At 71.6% G+C, this 24,344-nt stretch carries 20 protein-coding genes; 13 read left to right on the top strand and 7 right to left on the bottom strand.

Annotated features, from left to right (window positions below; all coding sequences use genetic code 11):
* Positions 1-87: 87 nt before the first annotated feature.
* From AB0L95_RS05645 to rsmI, 4 genes are all read right to left on the bottom strand, one after another.
* On the bottom strand, positions 88-1,527 hold the full coding sequence (locus tag AB0L95_RS05645; RefSeq protein ID WP_365157771.1) for a ubiquitin-like domain-containing protein: 1,440 nt from the start codon (positions 1,525-1,527) through the stop codon (positions 88-90).
* Between the two features lie 233 nt (positions 1,528-1,760).
* Positions 1,761-2,642 (bottom strand): TatD family hydrolase, encoded by an 882-nt coding sequence (locus AB0L95_RS05640; RefSeq protein ID WP_365157379.1) that lies wholly within the window; start codon positions 2,640-2,642, stop codon positions 1,761-1,763.
* A gap of 53 nt (positions 2,643-2,695) precedes the next feature.
* Positions 2,696-3,151 carry a hypothetical protein gene (locus tag AB0L95_RS05635; RefSeq protein ID WP_365157376.1) on the bottom strand — a complete coding sequence of 152 codons (456 nt, stop codon included), beginning with the start codon at positions 3,149-3,151 and terminating at the stop codon, positions 2,696-2,698.
* 364 nt (positions 3,152-3,515) lie between these two features.
* Positions 3,516-4,373 carry a 16S rRNA (cytidine(1402)-2'-O)-methyltransferase gene (gene rsmI / locus AB0L95_RS05630; RefSeq protein ID WP_365157373.1) on the bottom strand — a complete coding sequence of 286 codons (858 nt, stop codon included), beginning with the start codon at positions 4,371-4,373 and terminating at the stop codon, positions 3,516-3,518.
* Positions 4,374-4,435: 62 nt separating this feature from the next.
* Between rsmI and AB0L95_RS05625 the strand changes: the two genes are divergently transcribed.
* From AB0L95_RS05625 to AB0L95_RS05585, 9 genes are all read left to right on the top strand, one after another.
* The gene (locus tag AB0L95_RS05625; RefSeq protein ID WP_365157370.1) at positions 4,436-6,175 is read left to right on the top strand and encodes a phospholipid carrier-dependent glycosyltransferase; all 1,740 of its coding nucleotides are present in this window, start codon (positions 4,436-4,438) and stop codon (positions 6,173-6,175) included.
* Positions 6,176-6,580: 405 nt separating this feature from the next.
* Positions 6,581-8,899: a transglycosylase domain-containing protein gene (locus AB0L95_RS05620; RefSeq protein ID WP_365157367.1), complete on the top strand. Its 2,319-nt coding sequence runs from the start codon at positions 6,581-6,583 to the stop codon at positions 8,897-8,899.
* 175 nt (positions 8,900-9,074) lie between these two features.
* Positions 9,075-10,709, top strand: coding sequence for a penicillin-binding transpeptidase domain-containing protein (locus AB0L95_RS05615; RefSeq protein ID WP_365157364.1), 1,635 nt, complete (start codon positions 9,075-9,077; stop codon positions 10,707-10,709).
* A gap of 94 nt (positions 10,710-10,803) precedes the next feature.
* Positions 10,804-12,477 (top strand): penicillin-binding transpeptidase domain-containing protein, encoded by a 1,674-nt coding sequence (locus tag AB0L95_RS05610; protein ID WP_365157361.1) that lies wholly within the window; start codon positions 10,804-10,806, stop codon positions 12,475-12,477.
* 76 nt (positions 12,478-12,553) lie between these two features.
* Complete coding sequence (locus AB0L95_RS05605; RefSeq protein WP_365157359.1) at positions 12,554-13,051, top strand: YbaK/EbsC family protein; 498 nt, start codon at positions 12,554-12,556, stop codon at positions 13,049-13,051.
* Positions 13,048-13,893, top strand: a complete 846-nt coding sequence (locus AB0L95_RS05600) for a DMT family transporter (protein ID WP_365157356.1) — start codon at positions 13,048-13,050, stop codon at positions 13,891-13,893. Before AB0L95_RS05605 ends, AB0L95_RS05600 begins: the two co-directional genes overlap by 4 nt.
* A 211-nt stretch (positions 13,894-14,104) precedes the next feature.
* On the top strand, positions 14,105-15,046 hold the full coding sequence (locus AB0L95_RS05595) for an ABC transporter ATP-binding protein (RefSeq protein WP_365157353.1): 942 nt from the start codon (positions 14,105-14,107) through the stop codon (positions 15,044-15,046).
* Positions 15,043-16,392 (top strand): ABC transporter permease, encoded by a 1,350-nt coding sequence (locus AB0L95_RS05590; protein ID WP_365157350.1) that lies wholly within the window; start codon positions 15,043-15,045, stop codon positions 16,390-16,392. The genes AB0L95_RS05595 and AB0L95_RS05590 overlap by 4 nt, the downstream gene beginning before the upstream one ends.
* Positions 16,393-16,405: 13 nt before the next feature.
* A complete protein-coding gene (locus tag AB0L95_RS05585) occupies positions 16,406-19,159 on the top strand; it encodes a bifunctional YncE family protein/alkaline phosphatase family protein (RefSeq protein ID WP_365157347.1) in 2,754 nt (917 codons plus the stop codon).
* Positions 19,160-19,242: 83 nt separating this feature from the next.
* Here AB0L95_RS05585 and AB0L95_RS05580 read toward each other — a convergent pair whose 3' ends face one another.
* The gene (locus AB0L95_RS05580; protein WP_365157344.1) at positions 19,243-20,202 is read right to left on the bottom strand and encodes a LysR family transcriptional regulator; all 960 of its coding nucleotides are present in this window, start codon (positions 20,200-20,202) and stop codon (positions 19,243-19,245) included.
* 156 nt (positions 20,203-20,358) lie between these two features.
* On the opposite strand from AB0L95_RS05580, the gene AB0L95_RS05575 reads away from it, so the two are divergent.
* The 4 genes from AB0L95_RS05575 (at position 20,359) to AB0L95_RS05560 (ending at position 22,466) form a co-directional block, all read left to right on the top strand.
* Positions 20,359-20,685: a hypothetical protein gene (locus AB0L95_RS05575; RefSeq protein ID WP_365157341.1), complete on the top strand. Its 327-nt coding sequence runs from the start codon at positions 20,359-20,361 to the stop codon at positions 20,683-20,685.
* A gap of 51 nt (positions 20,686-20,736) precedes the next feature.
* Positions 20,737-21,627 carry an NAD(P)-dependent oxidoreductase gene (locus AB0L95_RS05570; protein WP_365157338.1) on the top strand — a complete coding sequence of 297 codons (891 nt, stop codon included), beginning with the start codon at positions 20,737-20,739 and terminating at the stop codon, positions 21,625-21,627.
* A 53-nt stretch (positions 21,628-21,680) separates the two neighbouring features.
* Positions 21,681-22,097: a PPOX class F420-dependent oxidoreductase gene (locus AB0L95_RS05565; protein WP_365157335.1), complete on the top strand. Its 417-nt coding sequence runs from the start codon at positions 21,681-21,683 to the stop codon at positions 22,095-22,097.
* Positions 22,098-22,190: 93 nt separating this feature from the next.
* The gene (locus AB0L95_RS05560) at positions 22,191-22,466 is read left to right on the top strand and encodes a DUF1876 domain-containing protein (protein WP_365157332.1); all 276 of its coding nucleotides are present in this window, start codon (positions 22,191-22,193) and stop codon (positions 22,464-22,466) included.
* An 88-nt stretch (positions 22,467-22,554) separates the two neighbouring features.
* On the opposite strand, the gene AB0L95_RS05555 is transcribed toward AB0L95_RS05560, so the two are convergent.
* Both AB0L95_RS05555 and AB0L95_RS05550 read right to left on the bottom strand, forming a co-directional pair.
* Positions 22,555-23,712 carry a serine hydrolase domain-containing protein gene (locus AB0L95_RS05555; RefSeq protein WP_365157768.1) on the bottom strand — a complete coding sequence of 386 codons (1,158 nt, stop codon included), beginning with the start codon at positions 23,710-23,712 and terminating at the stop codon, positions 22,555-22,557.
* A 91-nt stretch (positions 23,713-23,803) separates the two neighbouring features.
* Positions 23,804-24,250, bottom strand: a complete 447-nt coding sequence (locus AB0L95_RS05550; RefSeq protein WP_365157329.1) for an organic hydroperoxide resistance protein — start codon at positions 24,248-24,250, stop codon at positions 23,804-23,806.
* Positions 24,251-24,344 lie beyond the last annotated feature (94 nt).

Here is a 24,344-nt window from a genome sequence, read left to right as displayed (position 1 = left end):
CGCCCCGCTCGCCCGCTCCGCAGCTCGCCCGCCCCGCCGCCCCGCCGCTCAGCCGCCCCGCCGCTCGTCCGCCGTCCGCCCCGCCGCTCAGCCGTACAGCCGTGACCCGCAGTGCGGCCAGGGGCTGGATCCCTGGCGCACGTAGAGCCTCTTCGCGCGGTAGGTCTGTTCCTCGGCCGGGGCGTCCTGCGGCCGGCCGGAGCCGCCGAGGCTGCGCCAGGTGCGCCGGTCGAACTGGTAGAGGCCGCCGTAGGTGCCGGACGGGTCGACCGCGCGCGGGCGGCCCCGGGACTCGCAGTACGCGAGCCCGTGCCAGTTGAGGCCCTCCGCGCCCGAGACCGACTCCGGGTGCGGGCGGATGCCCACCCGCATCAGCTGGGTGGTGGGCTTCTGCACCACCTCGACCTCGATGCGGCGGGGCCGCTGCCGGACGCCGTTGACCGAGCGCAGGACGTAGGTCACCCGGCGGGTGCCCGGCTGTCCGGCGCGCGCCACGAGCACGGTGCCCCGGAACAGGGTCGGGTCCTTGGTGCGCCGCACGGTGAACGGGATCTGTTCCTCGCGGACCTCCCGGGAGCCCCGCACCCGCAGCACGGTCACCGTCTGTCCGTCGGCCGGGAAACTTTCCGGTGCCGCGGAGGTGGTGTCCTCCCCGCGCAGGGTGATCCCGGCCTGGTCGACGACCTCCCCGACGGTGGCGGCGTTGGTGCGGATCGTGCGCGTCTGTCCGTCCGCCAGGACGGTCACCGTGCGCTCGGTACGGACGTCGAGCGTGAGCCCTTCGCGATGGATGGGCAGGGAGCGCGAAGTCGACACGTATGCGCCCTCGGCGCGCACCCCGAGCTGCTGGAGCGCGCCGTCCACCGTGTGCGCCGTCGTCCACACCTGCCTCCGGTGCCCGTCGAGGGTGAGGAACACCGGGCGTCCGTAGTGCACCGCGACCTCTTCGCCGCTGCTGAGCGGGGTGCCGGGCGCGGGCACGACCACATCGTGCTGCCCGACCGCCACCCCCTCCCGGGCCAGCAGTTCGCCCACGTCCGCGGCGAAGGTGTGCAGGGTGCGGTGTCTGCCGTCCACGGTCAGCTCGATGGCCTTGTCCTTGGCGACGAACGCGGTGGTGCCTCCGGCGAGGAAGGCGACCACCAGCGCCTGCGGAAGGAGACGGCGCATGGGGTGGCTGCGCGCGCCGCCCTTTCCGCGCCGCGCCGCGTGCCGGGCCTGAGTGCGCCCTGCGGGGCGCGGGGGCGCCTCCGGCTGCCGCCGCAGGGGTCCTGCGCCCTCCGTCGGCCACGGCAGCGGCCCCGTCGCCTCCGTCGGCCACCGCAGCCGGCCCGTGGCGTCCGTCGGCCACCGCGACCGGCCCGTCGCCTCCGTCGGCCACCGCAGCCGGCCCGTCGCGTCCGCCTGCAGGCGCGGCAGCGGTCCTATGGTCTCCGCCTGGCGGCCCGGCGGCGGCCCCGCGGCTGTTCCGGCGCGCGCCGCGGCGACCCGCGCCTCGTACGCGGGCCGGTAGGTGTCCTGGTACATCCGGCCGTACGGCTCGTGGTCCTCGTACGCCGGTCTCGGGCCGTACATTCCGTACGGCGGGTACTCCCGGTTGCTCACGACGACACGCTCCAGAGAAGGTCCGAAACGGGCGATCCAACCTAGCGGCTGGTCGTCACTCTCCAAAGCAACGCCGTCACACGGTGTTGCGACACGCCCACGGGCGGTCGCCGTGAGGACTCCAGGCGGCCGACAGCCGCCCGGGGCAGTGACGGTCAGTAGCCGAAGGCTCGTGCCGTGTTGTCCGCGAGGGCCGCCGCCAGCTCGTCCTCCGTGATGCCCCGCACCGCGGCCATCGCCCGCACCGTGACCGGGACGAGGTAGGGCGCGTTGGGCCGTCCGCGGTACGGCGCGGGCGTCAGGAACGGCGCGTCGGTCTCCACCAGGACGAGGTCCGGGGGGGCCACGGCGAGCGCGTCGCGCAGCGGCTGTGCGTTCTTGAAGGTCACATTGCCGGCGAACGACATGAAGTACCCGGCACGCGCGCAGACCTCGGCCATCGCCGCGTCGCCCGAGTAGCAGTGGAAGACGGTCCGCTCCGGCGCGCCCTCCTCCTTGAGGATGCGCAGCACATCGGCGTGGGCGTCGCGGTCGTGGATGACCAGCGCCTTGCCGTGCCGCTTGGCGATCTCGATGTGCGCGCGGAAGGACCGCTCCTGGGCGGCCTTGCCCTCGGGCCCGGTACGGAAGTAGTCGAGCCCGGTCTCGCCGACGCCCTTGACCTGGGGCAGCGCGGCCAAGCGGTCGATCTCGGCGAGCGCCTCGTCCAGGGCGGCGTCACCGCCCGGCCGGCGTGCGCCCTGCCGGGACCAGCCGTCGGGATCGCCGTGGACGATACGGGGGGCCTCGTTCGGATGCAGGGCCACCGCCGCGTGCACAGCGTCGTGGGTCGCGGCCGTCTCGGCGGCCCAGCGCGAACCCTGCACATCGCAGCCGACCTGGACGACCGTCGTCACGCCGACCGCCGCCGCCTTGGCGAGGCTCTCCTCGACGGTGCCGGACTGCATGTCGAGGTGGGTGTGCGAGTCGGCGACGGAGATGCCGAGGGGCTCGGGGAGCGGCGGCGGCACATGCTTGTCGGACGCGGGGGAAGGCATGCCTCGATCCTACGGAAGGGGCATGTCGCCCCGGAAAGGGCCGCCCGCGGGGCTCAGCCCGCCTTGCGGTGGTGGAACAACGGCTGGAGCAGGTCCATCAGATGCCAGTGGTGCTGCTCCTTGGGCTCCCCCGGCTCCGTCCGCGGCTCGTCGAGGTCCTTCCCGACGGCCGTCGACACCGGGCGGTGGTGCCGGTGCAGGGAGTTCTGCGCGGAGGACACCTGGCCGGGACGCATAATGCGCACCACATGGTTGTCGCAGTTCAGGCAGGCGGGACGACTCAGCGGCGACGGGACCACACGGCCGCCCGCCACATATATGACGAACTCGTTGCCGTCACCGTCGACGTGGTGCTCTATCTCGTACGACTGCTCCCAGCCGTGCCCGCAGCGCATGCAGGCGAAGGAATAGGACTCGTGGACGACGGCGGTCGCCGCACCTCGGTCGTACTGCCCGGTGGCGTCACCGGCCGCTGCGACCTGGCCGGTCCGCCCTGCGCTCTCACTCATGCCAGCTCCTCTTGTCCGCTGGACAAGCGCCCCGGTGGGGCGGGGTTCCCCCTGAATCCCGCGGGTTCCCACGATGGGCGAGGGACGGGTACGTCCCTGCCCCCAGTGGACGCCTTCGCCGACGCGAAGGCACAGGGTCCTGTCGAGTGTTGGAGGCGATTTGGACGTCGCTTGCCAAAGTGCCCCGGATGGCGGCGTCTCGGCTTTGCCTTCCACGACAGCCCTTTGCTCTCGCATGGGGCGCCTGCTCAGGGGAGATGAGCGCTGCTCAGAGCGGGTGTGAGCGACGCCACCAACGTTCGGGCACTTCGCTTCCCCGCGGCGCCCGCCGCTCAACCGTTGGCGTTCCTCGCGCGACCGCGGCTCAACCGTTCGCGGTCTTCGCCGCGACCACCGCGTCGAAGACCTCCCGCTTCGGCAGGCCCGCCTCCGCGGCCACCGCCGCGATCGCCTCCTTGCGGCGCTCGCCCGCCTCCTCGCGCACCCGGACCCTGCGCACCAGTTCCGCGGCGTCCAGTTCCCCGGCGGCGGGCTCGCCGGCCCCCTCCACCACCACGGTGATCTCGCCCCGGACGCCCTCCGCGGCCCACGCGGCCAGCTCGCCCAGCGGACCGCGTCTGACCTCCTCGTACGTCTTGGTCAGCTCACGGCAGACGGCGGCCCGCCGCTCGGGCCCGAACACCTCGGCCATGGCGGCGAGGGTCGCCTCCAGGCGATGCGGGGCCTCGAAGTAGACGAGCGTGCGGCGCTCGCCGGCCACCTCGCGCAGCCGCGACAGCCGCTCGCCCGCCTTGCGCGGCAGGAACCCCTCGAAGCAGAAGCGGTCCACCGGCAGCCCGGACAGCGCGAGCGCGGTGAGGACGGCGGACGGTCCCGGCACGGCGGTCACCCGGACGTCCTTCTCCACCGCGGCGGCGACCAGCCGGTACCCGGGGTCGGACACCGAGGGCATCCCCGCGTCGGTGACGAGCAGTACCCGCGCACCGCCCGCCAGCGCCTCCACCAGCTCCGGGGTACGGGCGGACTCGTTGCCCTCGAAGTAGGACACGACGCGTCCGGCGGGCTGCACCCCCAGCGCCTGGGTGAGCCGGCGCAGCCGGCGGGTGTCCTCGGCCGCGATCACGTCGGCGGTGGCCAGTTCCTCGGCGAGCCGGGGCGGCGCGTCCGCGATGTCCCCGATGGGAGTGCCGGCGAGGACCAGAATTCCGGGCGTTACTGTCACGTTTCCATCCTCGCAGGCGCCATGCACGGGACTCACACAGACGTGTTCCCTACGATGGCGCGGTGACCAGTACCGCGTCCTCCACGGACACCCGGCAGGCCCAGGCCACCGCAGACGAGCGGCCGACGTGGCAGCAGCGGCTGCGCCGGTTCGGCTACGCGGCGCCCCCGAGAAGCGACGTCCGCGACCGGCTGGTGCCGCCCTACAGCGAGCCCAGCCCGCGCATCTGGGCGGCTCTCGGCCTGCGTCAAGGGGTCGCCGACCGCATCACGCGCTGGTCCGCGTGGGGCGGCCCGCTGCTTGTGACACTTCTGGCCGGACTGATGCGGTTCTGGAACCTGGGCAGCCCCCGGGCGGTGATATTCGACGAGACGTACTACGCCAAGGACGCCTGGGCGCTCGTCCACAACGGGTACGAGGCCAACTGGGCCAAGGACGCCAACGACCTGATCCTGCAGCACAGCGGCCATGTGCCGATCCCGACGGACCCCGCGTACGTGGTGCATCCGCCGGTCGGCAAGTACGTCATCGGCCTCGGCGAGCTGATCTTCGGGTTCAATCCGTTCGGCTGGCGCTTCATGACGGCGCTGCTCGGCACGCTCGCGGTGCTGCTGCTGTGCCGCATCGGCCGGCGTCTGTTCCGCTCGACCTTCCTCGGCTGCCTGGCGGGCGCGCTGATGGCGGTGGACGGGCTGCAGTTCGTGATGAGCCGCACCTCGCTCCTCGACGGCGTCCTCGAGTTCTTCGTCCTCGCGGCCTTCGCCTGTCTGCTCGTCGACCGCGACCGGGCGCGGTCGAGACTGGCGGCCGCGCTCCCCGCGGACGCCGACGGGCGGGTGCGTCCCGACGCGCACACCGCCGAGACCACCCGTCTGGGGTGGCGGCCGTGGCGCTGGGCGGCGGGCCTGATGCTCGGCCTCGCCATCGGCACCAAGTGGAACGGCCTCTACATCCTGGCGGCCTTCTGTGTGATGGCGGTGCTGTGGGACGTGGGCGCGCGCCGGGTCGCGGGCGCCCCCCACCCCTACCGGACCGTGCTCAAGCGCGACACGGGCATCACCTTCCTGGCGACGGTCCCGGTCGCCCTGGTCGTGTACCTGACCTCCTGGATCGGCTGGATCCTCTCCCCGGCCGACGGCTCGGGCGGCTACTTCCGCAACTGGGCGGCCACCGACGGCAAGGGCGGCAACTGGACCTTCCTGCCCGACTGGCTGCGCAGCCTGTGGCACTACGAGCACGAGGTCTATCTCTTCCACCTCCACCTGTCGTCGCCGCACACGTACCAGTCGAACCCGTGGAGCTGGATCGTCGTGGGCCGCCCGGTCTCGTACTTCTACGAGTCCCCCTCCCCCGGCCAGTCCGGCTGCCCCGCGGACGCGGGCGAGAAGTGCGCCCGCGAGGTCCTCGCGCTCGGCACCCCGCTGCTGTGGTGGGCGGCCTGCTTCGCGATCCTGTACGTCCTGTGGCGCTGGGCGTTCCGCCGGGACTGGCGGGCGGGCGCGATCGCCTGCGGCATCGCGGCCGGATACCTGCCCTGGTTCCTGTACCAGGAGCGCACGATCTTCTTCTTCTACGCGGTCGTCTTCCTGCCGTTCCTGTGCCTGGCGGTGGCGATGATGGTCGGCGCCGTCCTCGGCCCGCCCGGAGCGGACGAACGCCGCCGGGTGGTGGGAGCGGCGGGAGCGGGCGTCCTGGTCCTGCTGATCGCCTGGAACTTCATCTACTTCTGGCCCATCTACACGGGCACGGCCATCCCGATCGACTCCTGGCGCTCGCGGATGTGGCTGGACACCTGGATCTAGCTGGGCTCCTTCAGTGATGAGTACGCGCTTCCGTCTGCGAGCGGTGCCGCCCCCGGCGCTGCGCAACAGCGTGACCTGGCTGGAACGGCTGTTCAACGACGACTGGGAGGCCGTCCGGCACCGGCGCTGACGGCCGCCCAGGTCCACCGGGTGGCCGGATTCCGGGGAGCTGACGGCCGTCTGCGCGCAGACGGCCGGGGACGGGGAGGCGGTGGTGAAGCGGCTGCCGCCTGAGCCGCGCGGATCTGCGCGCTCGCAGCACAGGCTCCGCGGCGCGGTGCCGCGAGCCCGCGGTGTAACACTTTCGGCCGAGTCGGCTCTGTCCATGCAGTGGAGGGACGAAAGCGCGCCGAGGTGGTCGTACCCATGGGCGTACGTGGACCGAGAGGACAGTGATCCGAGCCCATGAGCGGAAACCGACGTCGAGCGCCGCAGCGCGGCCTGACCGGGCACCGTGTCGCGAGTGACCGCGCCGGGGGCCGCCGGGCCTCCCGGCAGCAGGCCCCCGGACAGGGCGCGGCACGCCGCGCCCGAAGAGCGGCACCTCAGAAGAAACGCTGGATCGACTACCCGCGCCAGAACCGGACGGGCCCGCGCCGCTGGCTGCCGTCGGTGCGTCACGTGCTGGCGTTCTTCCTGCTCTTCTTCGGCGCCACGACAGCGGCCGTCGGGTACGCCTACGCCACGGTCACCATCCCCGGCCCCAACCCCACGACGCTGCTGCAGAACAACGTCTACTACTGGTCCGACGGCACCGTCCTGGCGGCCGACGGCAGCGTCAACCGGCAGAACGTCACCCTCGCGCAGGTGCCCGCGGATGTGCAGTGGGACTTCATCGCGGCGGAGAACTCGTCCTTCTACACCGACCCGGGAATCGACCCGCAGGGCATCGCCCGCGCCGTGTTCCACATGGCCGAGGGCGGCTCCGTGCAGTCCGGGTCGACGATCACCCAGCAGTTCGTCAAGAACACCTATCTCGACCAGTCGCAGACGGTCTCGCGGAAGTTCAAGGAACTGCTGATCTCGTCCAAGATCGGCGCCGGCATGAGCAAGCAGCAGATCCTCCAGGGGTATCTGAACACCTGCTTCTTCGGCCGCCAGGCCAACGGCATCCAGGCCGCCGCCCGCATGTACTACGACCTCCCGGTGGAGAAGCTCGATGTGAGCCAGGGAGCCTTTCTCGCCGCGGCGGTCAACGAGCCGAGCCTCTTCCAGTACGCGGACTCCGACCCCAAGGCCGAGGCACAGGCCAAAGCGCGCTGGTCGTGGGTGCTCGACCGGATGGTGACGACCGGCAAACTCACCCGGCAGCAGCGCGCCCGGTACCCGGCCGCGGATTTCCCGACGCCCAGGAAATGGGCCCCCGGTTCGGGGTTCACGGGCCAGACCGGCTACCTGGTCCAACTGGCCAGGTCGTATGTCCAGGCGCACAACCCGGCCGTCACGGACGGCAGCCTGAGCCGGGGCGGCTACCAGATCCACACCACGTTCGACAGGAAGAAGACGGCGCAACTGGCCCAGGCCGTCGCACAGGTACGCAAGGAACGCCTCGACCCCGCGCACCGGTCGGTCGACCGGGACGTCCAGGCCGGAGCCGCCTCGGTGGACCCCAGGACCGGCAGGATCCTCGCCGTCTACGGCGGTCCCGGCTTCGACCGGGCCCACTATGCGGACAACGCCGACACCTCCGGCGTCCCCGTGGGGTCGACCTTCAAACCCGTGGTCCTCGCCTCCGCGCTCCAGCACGGAGCCGTCATGCGACCCGGCAAGCCCGCACAGCCGATCACCCCGTCCAGCAAGTTCAACGGTGACGACGGCATCCAGATCAAGGACCCGCAGGGCAACTACGTCACCGACACCAAGGACCCCACCGGGCTCCTCCACCAGCACAACGACACCGACTACCGCTGGGGCTACATCGATCTGCGCAAGGCGATGGAGCAGTCGGTCAACACTCCGTATGTGCAGCTCGGCGAGGACGTCGGCTACGAGAACGTGGCGAACACCGCCAAGAACCTCGGCCTGCGCTCCGGCAGCCTGGCCGCGCCCAGCGCCGGCTTCTACATCGGCACCTCGACCCCGAGCGCGATCCGTATGGCGGGTGTCTACGCGACCTTCGCGGCGAGCGGCATGCAGACCACCCCGTACTCGGTGACCGCGGTGACCCACAACGGCTCGGCAGTGGCCGGCTTCACCGCCCCCACCCCCGTACGGGCCCTGCCGGCGGCGATCGCCGACAACGTGACCGACGTGCTCCGGGGCGTCATCACCCGGGGCACCGGCACCAAGGCCCAGGCCGTCGGCAGGACGGCCGCGGGCAAGACGGGCACCACCGACGACTACCGGTCGGCCTGGTTCATCGGCTACACCCCCCAACTCGCCACCTCCGTGGTCCTCTTCCGCGAGGACCCGAAACATCCCCAGCTGCAGTCCCTGGCAGGCGTCGGCGGTCTGCAGAAGGTGTTCGGCGGTGACATCCCCACCGAGATCTGGACCCAGTACATGCGCGGCGCCCTCGCCGGCCTGCCCGACACGCCCTTCCCGGCGCCCGCCTCCCTCGGCCACGGCACCGACGAGCCCGGCGCTCCGACCCCCTCGCCCTCCACGACCCCCGGCGAACCGGACCACAAGACCGACCGGAACCGGCACAGGGGCAACCACCCCGCCCCCACCCGGACTCCCCGGCCGAGCGTCCCCAAGTGCCACCACCACAGGTGCCGTTGACCCCGCCCACAGGGCAGACCGCGCCGCCCGCCGACCCCCGGTGTGCACGGATGTGAATGATCTCCCGGTGTGAGACACGCTTCTGATCACCGTTAGGACAACAAACGAACACGTCGGTCACAGCAGCCGCCTGTTTCGCTTACTGTGCGAGATCAACGGGGAAAGGGGGCGCGCCATGCGCAGGGGGGCCAGGACCGCCATAGTCGGCGGGGTGTTCGTGGTGATGGTGGGGGGTGCCGGGTACGGGGCGTACCACGTGCTGTCGGCGCTCCACGACTCTCCGGCGAGCGGCACCGGCTCGCCCGCGGCGGTGAAGACCGGGCCGCCGTCCGCGGCGGAGGTCAAGAAGGCGAGTGCCGAGTTCCTTGCCGCCTGGGCGAAGGGCGACGTGTCCACAGCGGCCTCGTACACCAACGACGCGGCGGCCGCGGAGCCGTTGCTGTCCGCGTACGGCGGCAGCGCGCACATCACCGGGGTGCACATCACGCCGGGGACGCGCAGCGGGAAGACCGTGCCGTTCTCCGTCAAGGCGACGGTGTCGTACGGGGGAGAGTCCAAGCCGCTCGCCTACGACAGCAGGCTGACGATCGTGCGCGGGCTGACCACCGGGCGTGCGCTGGTCGACTGGCAGCCGTCCGTCGTGTACCCGGCCCTGGAGCAGGGCGACACGCTCGTCACCGGTGAGGCCAAGGTGCCCCCGATCGAGGCGGTGGACCGCGACGGCGTGGTGCTGACCGCGGACAAGTACCCCTCCCTCGGCCCGATCCTGGACGCGCTGCGCGCGAAGTACGGTGCCAAGGCCGGCGGAAAGCCGGGCATCGAACTGTCCGTGGAGCGCGCCGACGCGAACACGCCCGGCAAGACCCTGGTGACCCTCGCCAAGGGCACACCCGGCAAGCTGCACACCACCATCAGCGCCGACGCGCAGGCGGCGGCCGAGCGGGCCGTACAGGAGTTCCCGGAGTCGTCGGTGGTGGCGGTGAAGCCGACCACGGGTGAGGTGCTCGCGGTCGCCAACCACCGTCAGGACCAGTTCAACGCGGCCTTCGAGGGCCGTCTCGCGCCCGGCTCCACGATGAAGATCATCACGTCGGCGATGCTCATCGACAACGGTGTCACGACGATGAACGGTCCGGCACCCTGTCCGCCGACGGCCACCTGGCAGAGCCAGACCTTCACCAACCTCCAGGGCCTGACGTCGAACGAGCACGCGACCCTCGCCAACAGCTTCATGCGCTCGTGCAACACCGCGTTCGTGAAGCTGATCGACGAGAAGCCGCTCACGGACGCCTCCCTGACGGCCGAGGCCGAGGAGCGGTTCGGACTCGGGCAGAACAACTGGAAGACGGGCATCGTCTCCTTCGACGGCAGCGTCCCCGCCGTCACCGGCCCGGACCGCGCGGCGGGCGCCATCGGCCAGGGCCAGGTGCAGATGAGCCCGTTGAACATGGCGTCGGTCACAGCCACCGCGATCACGGGCACGTTCCGGCAGCCGTATCTGGTCTCCCCGAAGCTGGACGACCGTCAACTCGCCACCGCCAAGGGCCTGCCGTCGGGCACGGTGAACCAACTCCGGGCGATGATGCAGCTGACGGCGACCCAGGGCACGGCCGCCCACGCCATGTCCGGGCTCGGCGGGGACATCGGCGCGAAGACCGGGTCCGCGGAGGTCGACGGGCAGGCCAAGTCCAACAGCTGGTTCACCGGCTACCGGGACGACATGGCGGCCGCGGCCATGACCCAGCAGGGCGGACACGGCGGCGACGCGGCAGGTCCGATCGTCGCAGCTGTGCTACGAACCAGCCGCTGAGGTCACCCTTGTCAGTGCGGGACTCTAGTGTGGTTGTAGTCGTTGAGGAGCGTGGGGGCGCGGGGGACCAGGGGACTGCGGAGGATCGGAAGCAGTGGGCAAGAGAAGACGCGTCGCCGAGCGGAACAGCAACAACCGGCCGCTGGTGATCGGAGGGCTGATCGCCGCCGTCGGCGTGGTCGGGGCGGTCGGTGGCTACAGCCTGCTGGGCGGGGGCGCGGCGGCCGACGACGGCAAGGCCTCCGCGGCCCATCACAAGCCCGTGAAGACCGGCCCGCTGTCGGCCTCCGAGGTCCGCACGGCGACCACGGCGTTCCTCACGGCCTGGCAGCACGGCGATGTCACCAGGGCGGCGGCCGCAACGGACGACTCGGCCGCCGCGGCCCCGGTCCTGACGGGCTACAGCAAGGACGCGCACATCACCGGCGTGACCCTGACCCGCGGCACCCCGTCCGGGGCGTCGGTCCCCTTCTCCGTCAAGGCGACGGTGTCGTACCAGGGCAAGAGCAAGCCTTTGGCGTACGAGACGAAGCTCACCGTCGTGCGCCGCACCGAGGACGGCGCGCCGCGGGTGCGGTGGCAGCCGTCGGTGGTGCACCCGGACCTGGCCGAGGGCGACCGTCTGGTGACGGGCGAGGCGGGCACGCCGCCCATCCGGGCGCTGGACCGCGACGGCGGCGAGCTGACGGAGGCCAAGTACCCCTCGCTGGGGACGGTGCTGGACGGCCTGCGCGAGAAGTACGGCAAGCAGGCCGGGGGGAAGGCGGGCATCGAGCTGCGCATCGTGCGCAAGGCGGCGACGAAGGGCACGCAGAAGACGCCCGACAAAACCCTGCTGACGCTGAGCGAGGGCACCCCGGGCACGGTGAGGACCACGCTGAGCCCGGCGCTCCAGGCGAAGGCGGAGCAGCAGGTGGCGGACAAGACCAAGGCGTCCGTCGTCGTCATGCGGCCCTCCACGGGCGAGATCCTGGCAGCGGCGAACTCGGGCCACGGCTTCAACGTGGCCTTCCAGGGCTCCCTCGCGCCGGGCTCCACGATGAAGATCGTGACGTCGACGCTGCTGTTCGAGAAGGGCCTGGCGAAGCCGGACAAGCCGCACCCGTGCCCCAAGTACGTGACGTACGGCGGCTGGAAGTTCCAGAACGACGACAAGTTCGAGATCAAGAACGGCACGTTCAAGGCGAGCTTCGCGGCGTCCTGCAACACGGCCTTCATCAGCCAGGCGAAGAAGCTGCAGAACGACGACCTCACCCAGGTCGCCCAGCAGATCTACGGCCTCGGCATGAACAACTGGGCGATCGGCGTCCCGACCTTCGACGGCGCCGTCCCGGTGCAGAGCCAGGCCCAGATGGCGGCGTCGCTGATCGGCCAGGGCGGTGTGCGGATGAACCCGCTGAACATGGCCTCGGTGGTCTCGACGGCGAAGACGGGCGTCTTCCACCAGCCGTATCTGGTCTCCCCGTCGGTGGACCACCGCACCACGGCGAAGGCGACGCGCACCATGTCGGCGTCCACGCAGGCCCAGTTGAAGGAGGTCCTGCAGTACACGGCCGCGGCGGGCACGGCCGCCAAGGCGATGGCGGGCCTGGGCCCGGACTACGGCGCGAAGACGGGGTCGGCGGAGGTCGACGGCCAGAAGAAGCCCAACGGCTGGTTCACCGCGTGGAAGGGCGACCTGGCCGCCGCCGGCGTGGTCCAGGCCGGCGGGCACGGTGGTGACACGGCGGGCCCGATCGTGGCGGCACTGCTGCGGGCGGGCAGCTGACGCACAGTCCGCGACCGGGTGCGGCGCTGCTGAATCCGGTCGCTTGTGCCGTACACCCACCGCTAGCGTGCTTCCCATGACGCCCACGGAATCAGGAGCCCACCCCCGTTTCGCCGAAGCCCTCGAAGAGCTGGGGCTCGGCGACCTCCACCCGCGGATCCGCCGCTTCCCGGACGCGACCCGTACGGCTGCCGAGGCCGCCGCGGCGATCGGGTGCGAGCTGAGCCAGATCTGCAAGTCGCTGATCTTCGCCGCGGACGGTGTCCCGGTGCTGGTGCTCATGGACGGCGCCTCCCGGGTCGACGTCGAGCGGGTCCGGGAGGAACTCGGCGCCGAGAAGGTCACCCGGGCGGGGGCCGACCTCGTACGGGAGACCACCGGGTACGCGATCGGCGGTGTGCCACCGTTCGGGCACCGCACCCGGACGCAGGTGCTCGCCGACCGTTCGCTGCTCGGCCACGACACCGTGTGGGCCGCCGCCGGCACCCCGCACACCGTGTTCCCGATGGACCCGAAGACGCTGATCGCCCACGCGGGCGGCACCCTGGTGGACGTGCGCGAGCGCTCCGCGTGACGCCCGCCGTCACCGCGGCGGTGCTGCTCGCCGCCGTCACGCACGCCTCCTGGAACGCGATCGCGCACCGCATCACCGACAAGCTGCTCGGCTTCACGCTGATCGGGGGCGGCGGCGCGCTCATCGGGCTCGCGCTGATCCCGTTCACCTCGTTCCCGACGGCGGGGGCCTGGCCGTATCTGTTCGCCTCCGCGGCCGTCCACATCGCGTACTACGTCCTGCTGATGCAGTCGTTCCGGCTCGGTGACTTCGGGCAGGCGTACCCGATCGCGCGCGGGACCGCCCCGCTGGTGGTCACCGTGCTGGCGGCGGTCTTCGCGCACGAGATACCGGACGGCTGGGCGGCGGCCGGTGTCGGCGTGTCGTGCGCCGGGCTGACCGGGGTGGCGCTGTGGGGGCTGCGCGGACGCCGGCCCGACTGGGCGGCCATCGGCGCCGCGCTCGCGACCGGACTGACGATCGCGGGGTACACCGTGCTGGACGGACTCGGCGTCCGGGCGTCCGGCTCCTCCTTCGGCTACATCGCCTGGCTGATGGCCGTCCAGGGAGTCGTGATCCCCGCCTACGCCGCGTACCGCCGACGCGGCGAACTCCTCGCCAGGCTACGGCCGTTCGCCCTGCTCGGACTGCTGGGCTCGGCCCTGTCGGTGGCGGCGTACGCCCTGGTCCTGTGGGCCCAGACACGGGCCGAACTGGCCCCGATCGCGGCGCTGCGGGAGTCCTCGATCATCGTCGGCGCGGCGATCGGCGCGGTGTTCTTCAAGGAGCGGTTCGGCTTACCCCGGATCGCGGCGGCGGGGCTGGTCGTGGTCGGGATCGGGCTGATGCTGCACGCCGGGTAGGCGACCGCACAGCAGCGAACCGCCTGCTCCCGTTCCCGGCGGCGCTTCCCCCGGTCCGGCAGGCGTCGGCCGGCTCCGGCTCGGCGTCGGCCACTCGTGCGCACGACTTGCCGACGGTTTGACGATCCGTTCCCCGTGCGTTCAACGAGCCGCCTGTGTCTACGTTGTGTGCCGTCCCTAGGGTCCCTGCGGATTTCGAAAGAAGGGACCCATGGACACACTCCTCGCAGTCCGGGCTCGCGGGATCTCCAAGTGTTTCGGCGACGTCGTCGCGCTCGACGGCGTCGATCTCGATGTGGCCCGTGGTCAGATCCACGGCTTGGTCGGACCGAACGGCGCCGGCAAGACGACGCTGCTCGGTCTGTTGCTGGGCCTCGCCGTCGCCGACAGCGGCCGCCTCGAGATCCTGGGTGCGCCGGTCGGGCGGGCGTTCGCCGCTCCCGACGGTGTCGCCGGCTTCGTGGACGGGCCCGGTCTCTACCCCTCCCTCACCGCCCGGCAGAACCTCGCAGCGCTGGCCGACCTCCGCGGCGACGACGCGCGGACGGCGGGGATCGACGACGTGCTGGACCAGGTCGGGCTCACCGACGTCGCCGACGACCGCACCCGCGGCTTCTCCCTCGGCATGCGCCAGCGGCTCGGGCTTGCCGCCGCCCTGCTCACCAGGCCCCGGCTGCTCGTCCTCGACGAACCGTCCAACGGCCTCGATCCGGCGGGCAAAAGACACGTCCACGGTGTCCTCACCCGGCTCGCGGCGGACGGAACCAGCGTCGTGCTCTCCAGCCACCGCATGGACGACCTGGAGGCGCTGTGCTCGGAGGTGACCATCCTCGCCACCGGACGGGTCGTGTTCTCCGGCCCGCTCACCAAGCTGGCCGCCGAGAACCGTGAACTCGACTACCGGGTGCGCACCTCCGACGTAGCGGCCGCGCGCCGTCTGGCCGCCGACACGGCCGGGATCCGCGTCGTCGAGGACTCCGGCATCCGGCACGACGCCGGGGTGCTCGTCGTGCGCGCGCTGGTTCCCGCCCTCGACGAACTGGTGGCGCGGGTCGTGCAGTCGGGCATCGCGGTGCGCGAGCTCGCCCCCGTGGTGTCGCCGCTGGAGGCCGCGTTCCTCGCCCTCACCGAGAAGCAGGAGGCCGGCCGATGACCGCGACCATCGCCGAGAGCGACGTTGCCCCTGTCCGCCGGGTGCCGGTTGCGCGCGGCTACCGCTTCGAGCTGGTCAAGCTGGTCTCGCAGTGGCGGATCCGCCTGCTGGTCCTCGCCTGCTGGATCGCGCCGGCGCTCTTCGTCGCCGGGGTGAGCCAGCAGAGCACGCTCCCCACGGACACCCTCTTCGGTCGCTGGATGCACGCCACCGGCTGGGCCGGACCGCTGGTGATGCTCGGTTTCGCGGGCACCTGGGCGCTGCCGCTGCTGACCTCGATCGTCGCCGGCGACGTGTTCGCCTCCGAGGACCGGCTCGGCACCTGGCGCCATCTGCTCGTGGCGGTCCGTTCGCCCCGGCGGATCTTCGTGGCGAAGGCACTGGCCAGCCTCACCGTCATCCTGCTGCTCGTGGCCGGGCTGGCCTGCTCCAGCGCGACCGGCGGGCTCGTGTCGGTCGGCAACCAGCCGCTGGTCGGCCTCGACGGCCACCTGCTGACGCCGGGGGACGCAGCGGGGAAGGTCCTGCTCGCCTGGGTGTGCGCCCTCGCTCCGACCCTGGCGCTCGCCGCGATCGGACTGCTCGGGTCGGTCGCGCTGGGGCGGTCCCCCATGGGACTGCTGCTGCCCCCGCTGGTCGCGCTCGCGATGCAGATCGCCCAGATGCTGCCGCTGCCCGTCGCCGTGCGTCTCGCCCTGCCCGGCTACGCCTTTATCTCCTGGAACGGGCTGTTCACCAGCCCGGCACAGGTCGGCCCGCTCCTGATCGGCATCACGGTCAGCCTGGTGTGGGCGGTACTCGTGACAACGCTGGCGTATCTGCTCTTTCTCCGGCGCGACTTCACCAACCCGGCCTACGACGGCTCCGGGCGCCGCGCGGTCACCGTCGGGCTCCTGCCGCTCGTCGGACTGGTCGCCGCCACGGTCGCGGTGGTCGGCGTGGCGACCCCGTCGACGGGCTCCGGGATCGAGCAGGACAAGGTCCAGCGGTCGCTCGCCACGGCGTTCGCCCACCTGTACCGCATGCAGACTCGGCAGCTCCACCGTCCCGCCGTCACCGAGGCGCAGCTGCGGGTCACGGCGGCGTGCACCAAGGGCGACAGCCAGCTCGCCCCCGAGGGGGCGGGCAACGACTGGCGTTGCGTCGTCACCTGGCATCTCCCCGGCGTCGCGGCCGCGGGGACGGCCATCTACCAGCTCGACATCGCCTCCGACGGGCGGTTCGTGTCCGACGGCGACGGACCGAAGGAAGTCAACGGCTACTTCCTGGTGCGGACCCCGATCGGGGACGCGCCGAACCCGCTCTGGCAGTTCGACGGCAATGTCGAACTGCTCGACACCCCCTGAAGGGATGATTTCCATGCAGGTAACTCGGCAGCGCCGGATGACCGAAAGGGAGCAGATCAACCTGTTCGGCAGACGCGTCGGGCGCCGGACCGTGCTGGTGACGGCGGGCATCGCGGTCGCCCTCGCGGTGACGGGTACCGCTGTTGCCCAGACGCACCAGTTCGGCACCCAGCAGGTCGGCCAGGTCACCGCTGACGGACAGGTCGTCTCCGCCGACCAGTACATCGCCCCGTACGGCAGCCGCACCGTCATCGACGACGGCAAGATCATGTCGTCCTCGGTCAGCCCGGACGGGAGCCATCTCGCGGCCTCGGTCACCGACGGCGACGCGGCGCTGGTCATCATGGACCTCAAGACCGGACAGGTGAAGCAACGGGTCGGCACCAACGCGAAGGACGACCTGCGCATCAAGAGCGGCTCCGTCGGCCAGGAGGGCCCGACGTACTCGCCCGACGGTTCACAGCTGTGGCTCGGCCAGAGCGACGGCTACACCAAGTTCACCGTGAACGCGGACGGCACCCTCTCCAACCCGCAGGCCGTCTCGATCCCGGCCGTCGGCTCCCAGCACGCACTGGTGGGCGCGGCAGCGTTCTCGGCCGACGGCTCCACCGTGTACTCCGCGGTCAACGGCCAGAACCGGGTGGTCGCCATCGACGCGGCGACCGGGACCGTCAGGCAGAGCTGGGCCGTGGGCAACGCCCCCCGCGGCATGGCCATGGTCGGCGACAAGCTCTACGTCAGCAACGAGGGCGGGCGTCCGGCCAAGGCCGGCGACACCACGATGAACTCCTACGGCACCCAGGTGCCGGCCAACCCGAACACCGGAGCCACCTCCACCGGCACGGTCAGCGTCATCGACCTGGCCGACCCCTCCGCCGCCGTAGGAAGCATCGACGTCGGTCTGCACCCGACCGCGGTGTACGCCAGGAAGGGGGCGGTGTTCGTCACCAACACCGCCGACAACAACGTGTCGGTCATCGACAGCCGCAAGAACAAGGTCGTGCAGACCATCGCCACCCAGCCGTGGCCGGAGGCCTCGGTCGGCTACGAGCCCGACGCGGTGTCGCTCACCGACGACGGCCATCTGCTGGTGACGCTCGGCCGCGCCGACGCGGTCGCCGTCTACCGGTACACCTCCCCGCAGCAGCCGGCCAGTTATGTCGGCCTGCTCCCGACGGACTACTTCCCCGCGGAGATCGCCACCGTGGGCAAGAACGTGGTGGTCTCCAACACCCGTGGCGTCGACGCCCGCCGCCCCGACAGCGCCGGCCACGGCACCCACGACACGACGTCGAGCCTGACGCAGTTCACACTGCCGGACGACCGGGTCATCAAGGCCCAGACGGCCAAGGTCTTCAAGCAGAACGGCTGGACCCGCGGCTCGGTCAGGCAGACCCGGGGCAGGAGCCACGCGAAGCCGGTGCCGGTCCCGGTGCGGCTCGGCGCTCCCTCGACGATCAAGCACGTCTTCCTGCTCGTCAAGGAGAACCGGACCTACGACCAGGTCTTCGGTGACATACCGCAGGGCAACGGCGACGCGTCGCTGACGCAGTTCGGCGAGAACGTGACGCCGAACCAGCACGCGCTGGCCAGGCAGTTCGGGCTGTACGACAACTTCTACGACGTCGGCACGAACTCCGCCGAGGGCCACAACTGGCTGATGCAGGCCGACAACCCGGAGTACACCGAGTCCTCGGCCGGTGAGTACACGCGCAGCTACGACACCGAGGACGACGCTCTGGGCCACCAGAAGTCCGGGTTCATCTGGACCGGTGCGCAGGCGGCCGGGAAGTCCGTCAAGGACTACGGTGAGTTCCAGTCGTTCGAGAGCAAGCCGTCCGACGCGACCTGGCAGAACCTGTACTGCGACGCCAAGACCATGGACGCGACCGGGCAGAAGACCGCCTACCCCATTCAGACGGGCTCGGCGATCCCCTCGCTCAACAAGGTGTCGGTGCCCGGCTTCCCGCTGTTCGACCTCAACGTCCCGGACGTGTACAAGTACCAGATCTGGAAGCAGGACTTCGAGAAGAACGGTCCGGCGAACCTGAACATGTTCTGGTTCTCCAACGACCACACCGGCGGCCCGGCGAACGCGGCCGCCGAGGTCGCGGACAACGACCTCGCGGTCGGCCGGATGGTCGACGAGATCACGCACAGCAGGTACTGGAAGGACTCGGCGATCTTCGTCGTCGAGGACGACTCCCAGGCCGGCCTCGACCACGTCGACGGCCACCGTGCCCCGGTCCAGATCATCAGCCCCTGGGCCAGGCACGGCACCGTGGACAACCACTACTACTCGCAGATCACGATGATCCGCACCGTCGAGCAGATCCTCGGGATCCACCCGATGAACCAGAAGGACAGCGCGGCCACCCCCATGTTCGGCGCGTTCACCGGGCGCGCGGACAACACGCCGTTCACGGCGGTGCCCAACCGGACCTCGCTGACCCTCGGCGTGAGCCCCCAGCCCTCCTGCGGCGCGGACACCCCGGCGCCGCAGGACGCCAAGGCGGCGCCCGCGCCGACGTCCGCGAAGGTGCCGGCGGCCGAGCAGAAGGTCGCGGCGCAGTGGAAGGCCTGGGAGTCGCACCAGCGGCTGACCGGACCGAACGCCGTGCCCGACTACGCGAACCCCGCGCAGATGAACCGCTTCACCTGGTACCAGACGCACAACTGGACCCGGCCGTACCCCGGCGAGAGCAAGATCTACGCGCCGAACGACGTGCCGGGCGCCTACATCCCGTCGTCGGAGTCCGACGGCTGACGTGACCTCATCGCGTCAAGGAGCCCCCGGTCGGCGTCACCGCCGGCCGGGGGCCCTTTGCTGCCCTGTGTCCGGCTGGGCCCTCACCAGGCGCGGGCCGCGCCGCGCAGGGCCTCCCGCACACGCACCACGTCTGGGTTGGCCTCGGCGCCCGGGCGCTGTACGAGGAACAGGGTGTTGAGCGGGGGTTCCTCCGGGCCGTGGAGCAGGGCGAGGCGCCCCGAGTCCAGGTGCTCCTGGCACAGGGAGCGGGGCAGCACGCTGTAGCCGGCGCCCGCGTTGACCGCCGACAGCACGGCGTACAGGTTGGGCACGGTCACCGAGGGGCGGACGGTGAGCTGTCTGCCGAGGGCCGTCCGCCAGTAGCGGCGCACGATGGGCAGATCCTCCGCGTAGGCGACCAGCGGCACGTCCCGGAGCGCGGCGCACAGGTCCTCGGGTGTCGTGTTCTGCCTGCCGCGCCCCACCCGTCCGGGCGCCGCGACGAGCACGTACTCCTCGTCCGCGAGCGGCACCGAGGGCAGGCCACGGCCGCGGGGCCGCCGGGTCGCGATCACCAGATCGTGCTGCCCGGCGCGCAGGTCCTCCAGGAGCGGTTCCGTCAGCCCCTGCACGACGCGCAGTTGCACACCGTCGGCGACGAGCGGGACCAGCGCGGGCAGCACCCGGACGCACAGCAGCTCCGAGGGACCGGCGAGGTGCACGGGGGCGGTGTGTCCAAAGAGCGGGCCGCTGCCGCCTGCGAGGGAGGCGAGCGCATCGAGCGGTGCCGCGACCTGCCCGGCCAGTTCGTGGGCGTAGGGGGTCGGCTCGACGCCACGAGGAAGCCGGGTGAACAGCACACGTCCCGACTGCTGTTCCAGGGTGCGGATCTGGGCGGTCACGGTCGGCTGGGAGAGCCCGAGCAGGGGTGCCGCCGCCGTGAGGGAGCCGGAGCGATAGACGGCGAGGAAAGTGCGCAGCAGGTTGAGGTCGGCGGGTGCCGGAAGCTGCCTGCCGCTGTCGGCCACCGCCTCGCCCCCGTCGGACGTCCGCTTTCCCATACGGTCAGCCTAGCCCTGTGCGGCATCGAAGGTCCGATGGCAGTCCCGGCGCTTCTATTGGTTTCCCGATGACAGCGCTCCTCCCGTCGACGCGTCGCCGAGTGGCGACGGCACACACCGCGTCCGACGATGCAGCCAGAGGAAGGGACCCCGACCATGACCACCCAGAACGCGATCGAGTGGCCCGAGCGCTATCTGCCGGGCACCGGCGACAACTTCGTCTCCAACGAGGTGATCGTCCGGGGCCTCGGCGCCACCGAGGTCTGGCCGCACCTCGTGGACACCTCCCGGGGGGAGTCGTACTACGACAACGTCGCCGGCATCTCCTTCCCGGACGGCGACGGCCCCGAGCTGAAGGACGGCGTCCGCTTCCGTCGGCCGGCCGCGGAGCCGGCCACGCGGGCCCCCGGCCCGATGCTCAACGGCCATCAGGCCTGGCTCGACGGGCTTGTCCGCGCCGCCGCCGGGAAGGTTGGCGGCTGAACGAGCATGCTGAGCCGCAGTATCCACCGTACGGATCAGGAAGTTGAGGTCATGACAGACAAGCTCACCGTGAGCGTCCTGGGCACCGGGATCATGGGGGCCGCGATGGCCCGTAACATCGCCCGCGCCGGACACACCGTCCGCGCCTGGAACCGGACCCGCGCCAAGGCCGAGCCGCTGGCCGCCGACGGCGCGCAGGTCGTCCACACGCCCGCCGAGGCCGTGCAGGGCGCGGATGTCGTCCTGACCATGCTCTACGACGGCCCCGCGGTCCTTCAGGTGATGCGCGAGGCCGCCCCCGCCCTGCGCCCCGGCGCCGTCTGGGCCCAGTCGACGACGGTGGGCCTCGACTCCGTCGGCGAACTGGCCGGCTTCGCCCAGGAGCACGGTCTGGTGTTCTACGACGCCCCGGTGCTCGGCACCCGCCAGCCCGCGGAAGCGGGACAGCTGACCGTGCTGGCCGCGGGCCCCGCGGAGGGCCGGGACACGGTCGCGCCCGTCTTCGACGCGGTCGGCGCCCGCACGATGTGGATCGGCGAGAACGGTGCCGAGGCCGGGGCCACCCGCCTGAAGCTGGTGACCAACAGCTGGGTCCTCGCGGTGACCGCGGCGGGCGGTGAGGTACTGGCCCTGGCCCGGGCCCTGGGCGTGGACCCGGGGAGCTTCTTCGATCTCATCGGCGGCGGCCCGCTCGACATGGGCTATCTCCGCGCCAAGGCCGAAGCGGTCCTCGACGACAAGCTCACCCCGGCCAGTTTCGCGGTGACGACCGCGGAGAAGGACGCCCGCCTGATCGTCCAAGCCGGGGAGGCCAACGGCGTCCGCCTCGACGTGGCCGCCGCGACCGCCGAACGGATGCGTCGCGCGGCCGAGCAGGGTCACGCGGACAAGGACATGGCCGCCGCCTACTTCGCCAGCTTCGACGACGCCCCCCGTTCCTGACCGCAGTCCCCTCCCCCCCGACCACACCCCCGTCCCCGAAGCCGAGGAGTCCCATGTCCGAACCGCCCCTTCCCGCGGAGGCCGTCGAACTGCTGCGGCGCCCCAACCACAGCGTCATCGCCACCCTGCGCGCGGACGGCGCACCCGTCTCCACCGCCACCTGGTACCTGTGGGAGGACGGCCGCGTGCTCGTCAACATGGACGAGGGCCGGGTCCGTCTGAAGCATCTGCGCCGGGACCCGCGCGTCACCCTCACGGTCCTCGACGAGAACGACTGGTACACGCATGTCACGCTCATCGGCCGGGTCACGGAGATGTACGACGACGAGGGCCTCGCCGACATCGACCGCGTCTCCCGGCACTACATCGGCAAGCCCTACCCGAGGCGGGACCGAGGCCGTGTCAGTGCCTGGATCGAGGTCGACCGGTGGCACGGCTGGGGCGAGTTGAAGGACAACGACCAGGCGTGAGCCGGGTGCCGGCGCGGTGCCGGGCCCGCTCAGACCGTGCGTCCGAGGGCGAGGAGGAGCACTCTGGAATCAGTGGTTCCGGAGGTGATCGTCATGATGCACACCGCAGTGGGATGGCATGTCGAGCTGGAATTCGAGGAGGACGACGAGCGGACGCGGGCGGCGGCACTCGTGCGGCTTCCCGACGGGAACGAGGTACGGTCCCGCGGGTACGCCAGCCGCCACCACACCGACTCCAATCAGCCCCGTGTCGGGGAGGAGATCGCGGGCGCGCGCGCACTGAACGAGCTGGCGATGCAGCTCCTCACCAAGGCGCACGAGGAGATCGACGAGGCGTCGGGCAGAAGCTCCCGCCCGCTGACGCACTGAAATCCCCGGGCGATGCCCGTGCGCGACCCCGCGTCCGGGCGTCGCCGCGTCCTGCCCCGCGCACACCCCGGACCGTCGTCCACGCCGTCTACGCCAGCGAGGTGCGCACCGCGCGGACCAGTGCCTGGGCCCTCGGGTCCGCCGTCACGCTCTTGCGGAAGCCGTTGGTGACATAGCCGAAGGCGATGCCCGACTCCGGGTCCGCGAGGCCGAGCGCCCCGCCGCGGCCCGGGTGGCCGAAGGAGCCGGGGCCGAGCAGCGGTGACGCGCTGCCGTGCAGCATGTAGCCGAGGCCGAAGCGGGTGGTGACCACCAGCACCCGGTCGGGGCCCGCCGACGCCTCCGTGCGGGCCCGTTCCCTCGTCTCGGGCGCGAACAGCCGTATCCCGTCGACCCCGCCGTTCAGCGCCGCGTAGAAGCGCGCGAGACCGTCCGCCGTCGCTATGCCGTTCGACGCGGGCAGGACCGCCGCACGGTAGGCGGGGTCGTTCTCGTCGGGCTGCGGGGTGATGGCGGCGAAGGCGCGGCAGGTGAGGCTCATGGGGTCGGCGTACGCCTCGGCGACCGCGCGCTTGGGGCGGGCGCGCAGCGCGCCGTCCTGCGCCGGCGCCTGAACGGGACCGACCCGCCCCACCCGGTGCGCCTGCGCCTCGGGCAGGCCCACCCACAGGTCCAGGCCCAGCGGTCCGGCGATCTCGGCGGCGATCCACTCGCCGATCGAACGGCCGGTGGTCCGCCGCACCAGCTCGCCCGTCAGCCAGCTGTACGTCTGCGCGTGGTAGCCGTGGTCCGTGCCGGGCTCCCAGGCAGGGACCTGAGCGGCCAGCACGGCGGCGGCGTGATCCGGGTCGGCGGCCTCGGCGGGCGTGAGCGTGCGGTCGAGCGCCGGTACCCCGGCGCGGTGCGCCAGCACATGCCGCACCAGCGCGTGCTCCTTGCCCCGCGCCTTGAACTCCGGCCAGTAGGCGCCGATCGGCGCGTCCAGGTCCAGTTCCCCGCGCTCGGCCAGCATCAGCAGGACGGCCGCGGCGACTCCCTTGGTGGCCGAGCGCACGATCTGCGCGGTGTCCCGCTCCCAGGGCCGCGTGCCGTCGACGTCCCGGGTGCCGCCCCACAGGTCCACGACCTTGCGCCCGTCGCGGTACACGGCCACCGCCGCCCCGCGCTCCCCCAGCATCTCGAAGTTCCGTACGAACGCGTCCCTGACCGGCTCGAAGCCCTCGGCCACCACGCCGTTCACGTCCACGTCCACGTTCGCACGCCCTTCTCGTCGTTCACTCGCCTGCGACAGTCAGTGAAACAAGGGCATGCGGCCTTCGATTCCTCGCCCCCAGGCGTCAGCCCAGCACAATCGAGACGTCGATGTTGCCGCGGGTGGCGTTCGAGTACGGGCAGACCTCATGGGCCGCGTCCACGAGCTGCGCCGCGACCTCCTGGTCGAGCACGGGCAGCGAGACGCTGAGCGCGACCGCGAGTCCGTAGCCGCGCTGCTTGTTGGGGCCGATGCCGACCTTGGCGGCGACCGTCGAGCCGGACAGGTCGTAGCCGGCGCGGTTGCCGACGAGGATCAGCGCGTTGTGGAAGCAGGCGCTGTAGCCCGCCGCGAACAACTGCTCGGGATTGGTGCCGTTGCCGTCGCCGCCCATCTGCGGCGGCATCGCGACCCGTAGCTCGATCTGCCCGTCCTGGCTGGTGACATAGCCTTCCCGGCCGCCGTGCGCGGTGGCCTCGGCAACGTACATGATCTTCGTAGGGCGGGTGTCGACGGCGGCACCTTCGATCACGGCAGGACCTCCCCCGGAGCGGGAACAACGACGGACAACACAAACGTGTGCAAGTACATCGTGCACAAGGTAACTCGCCGGTAGGCGGACCGTG

Origin of the sequence: Streptomyces sp. NPDC052036 (assembly GCF_040680495.1) — a bacterium.
Classification (GTDB): Bacteria; Actinomycetota; Actinomycetes; order Streptomycetales; family Streptomycetaceae; genus Streptomyces.
Note: the sequence above shows the minus strand (reverse complement) of the source record. Positions and strands in the feature narration are given on the sequence as shown.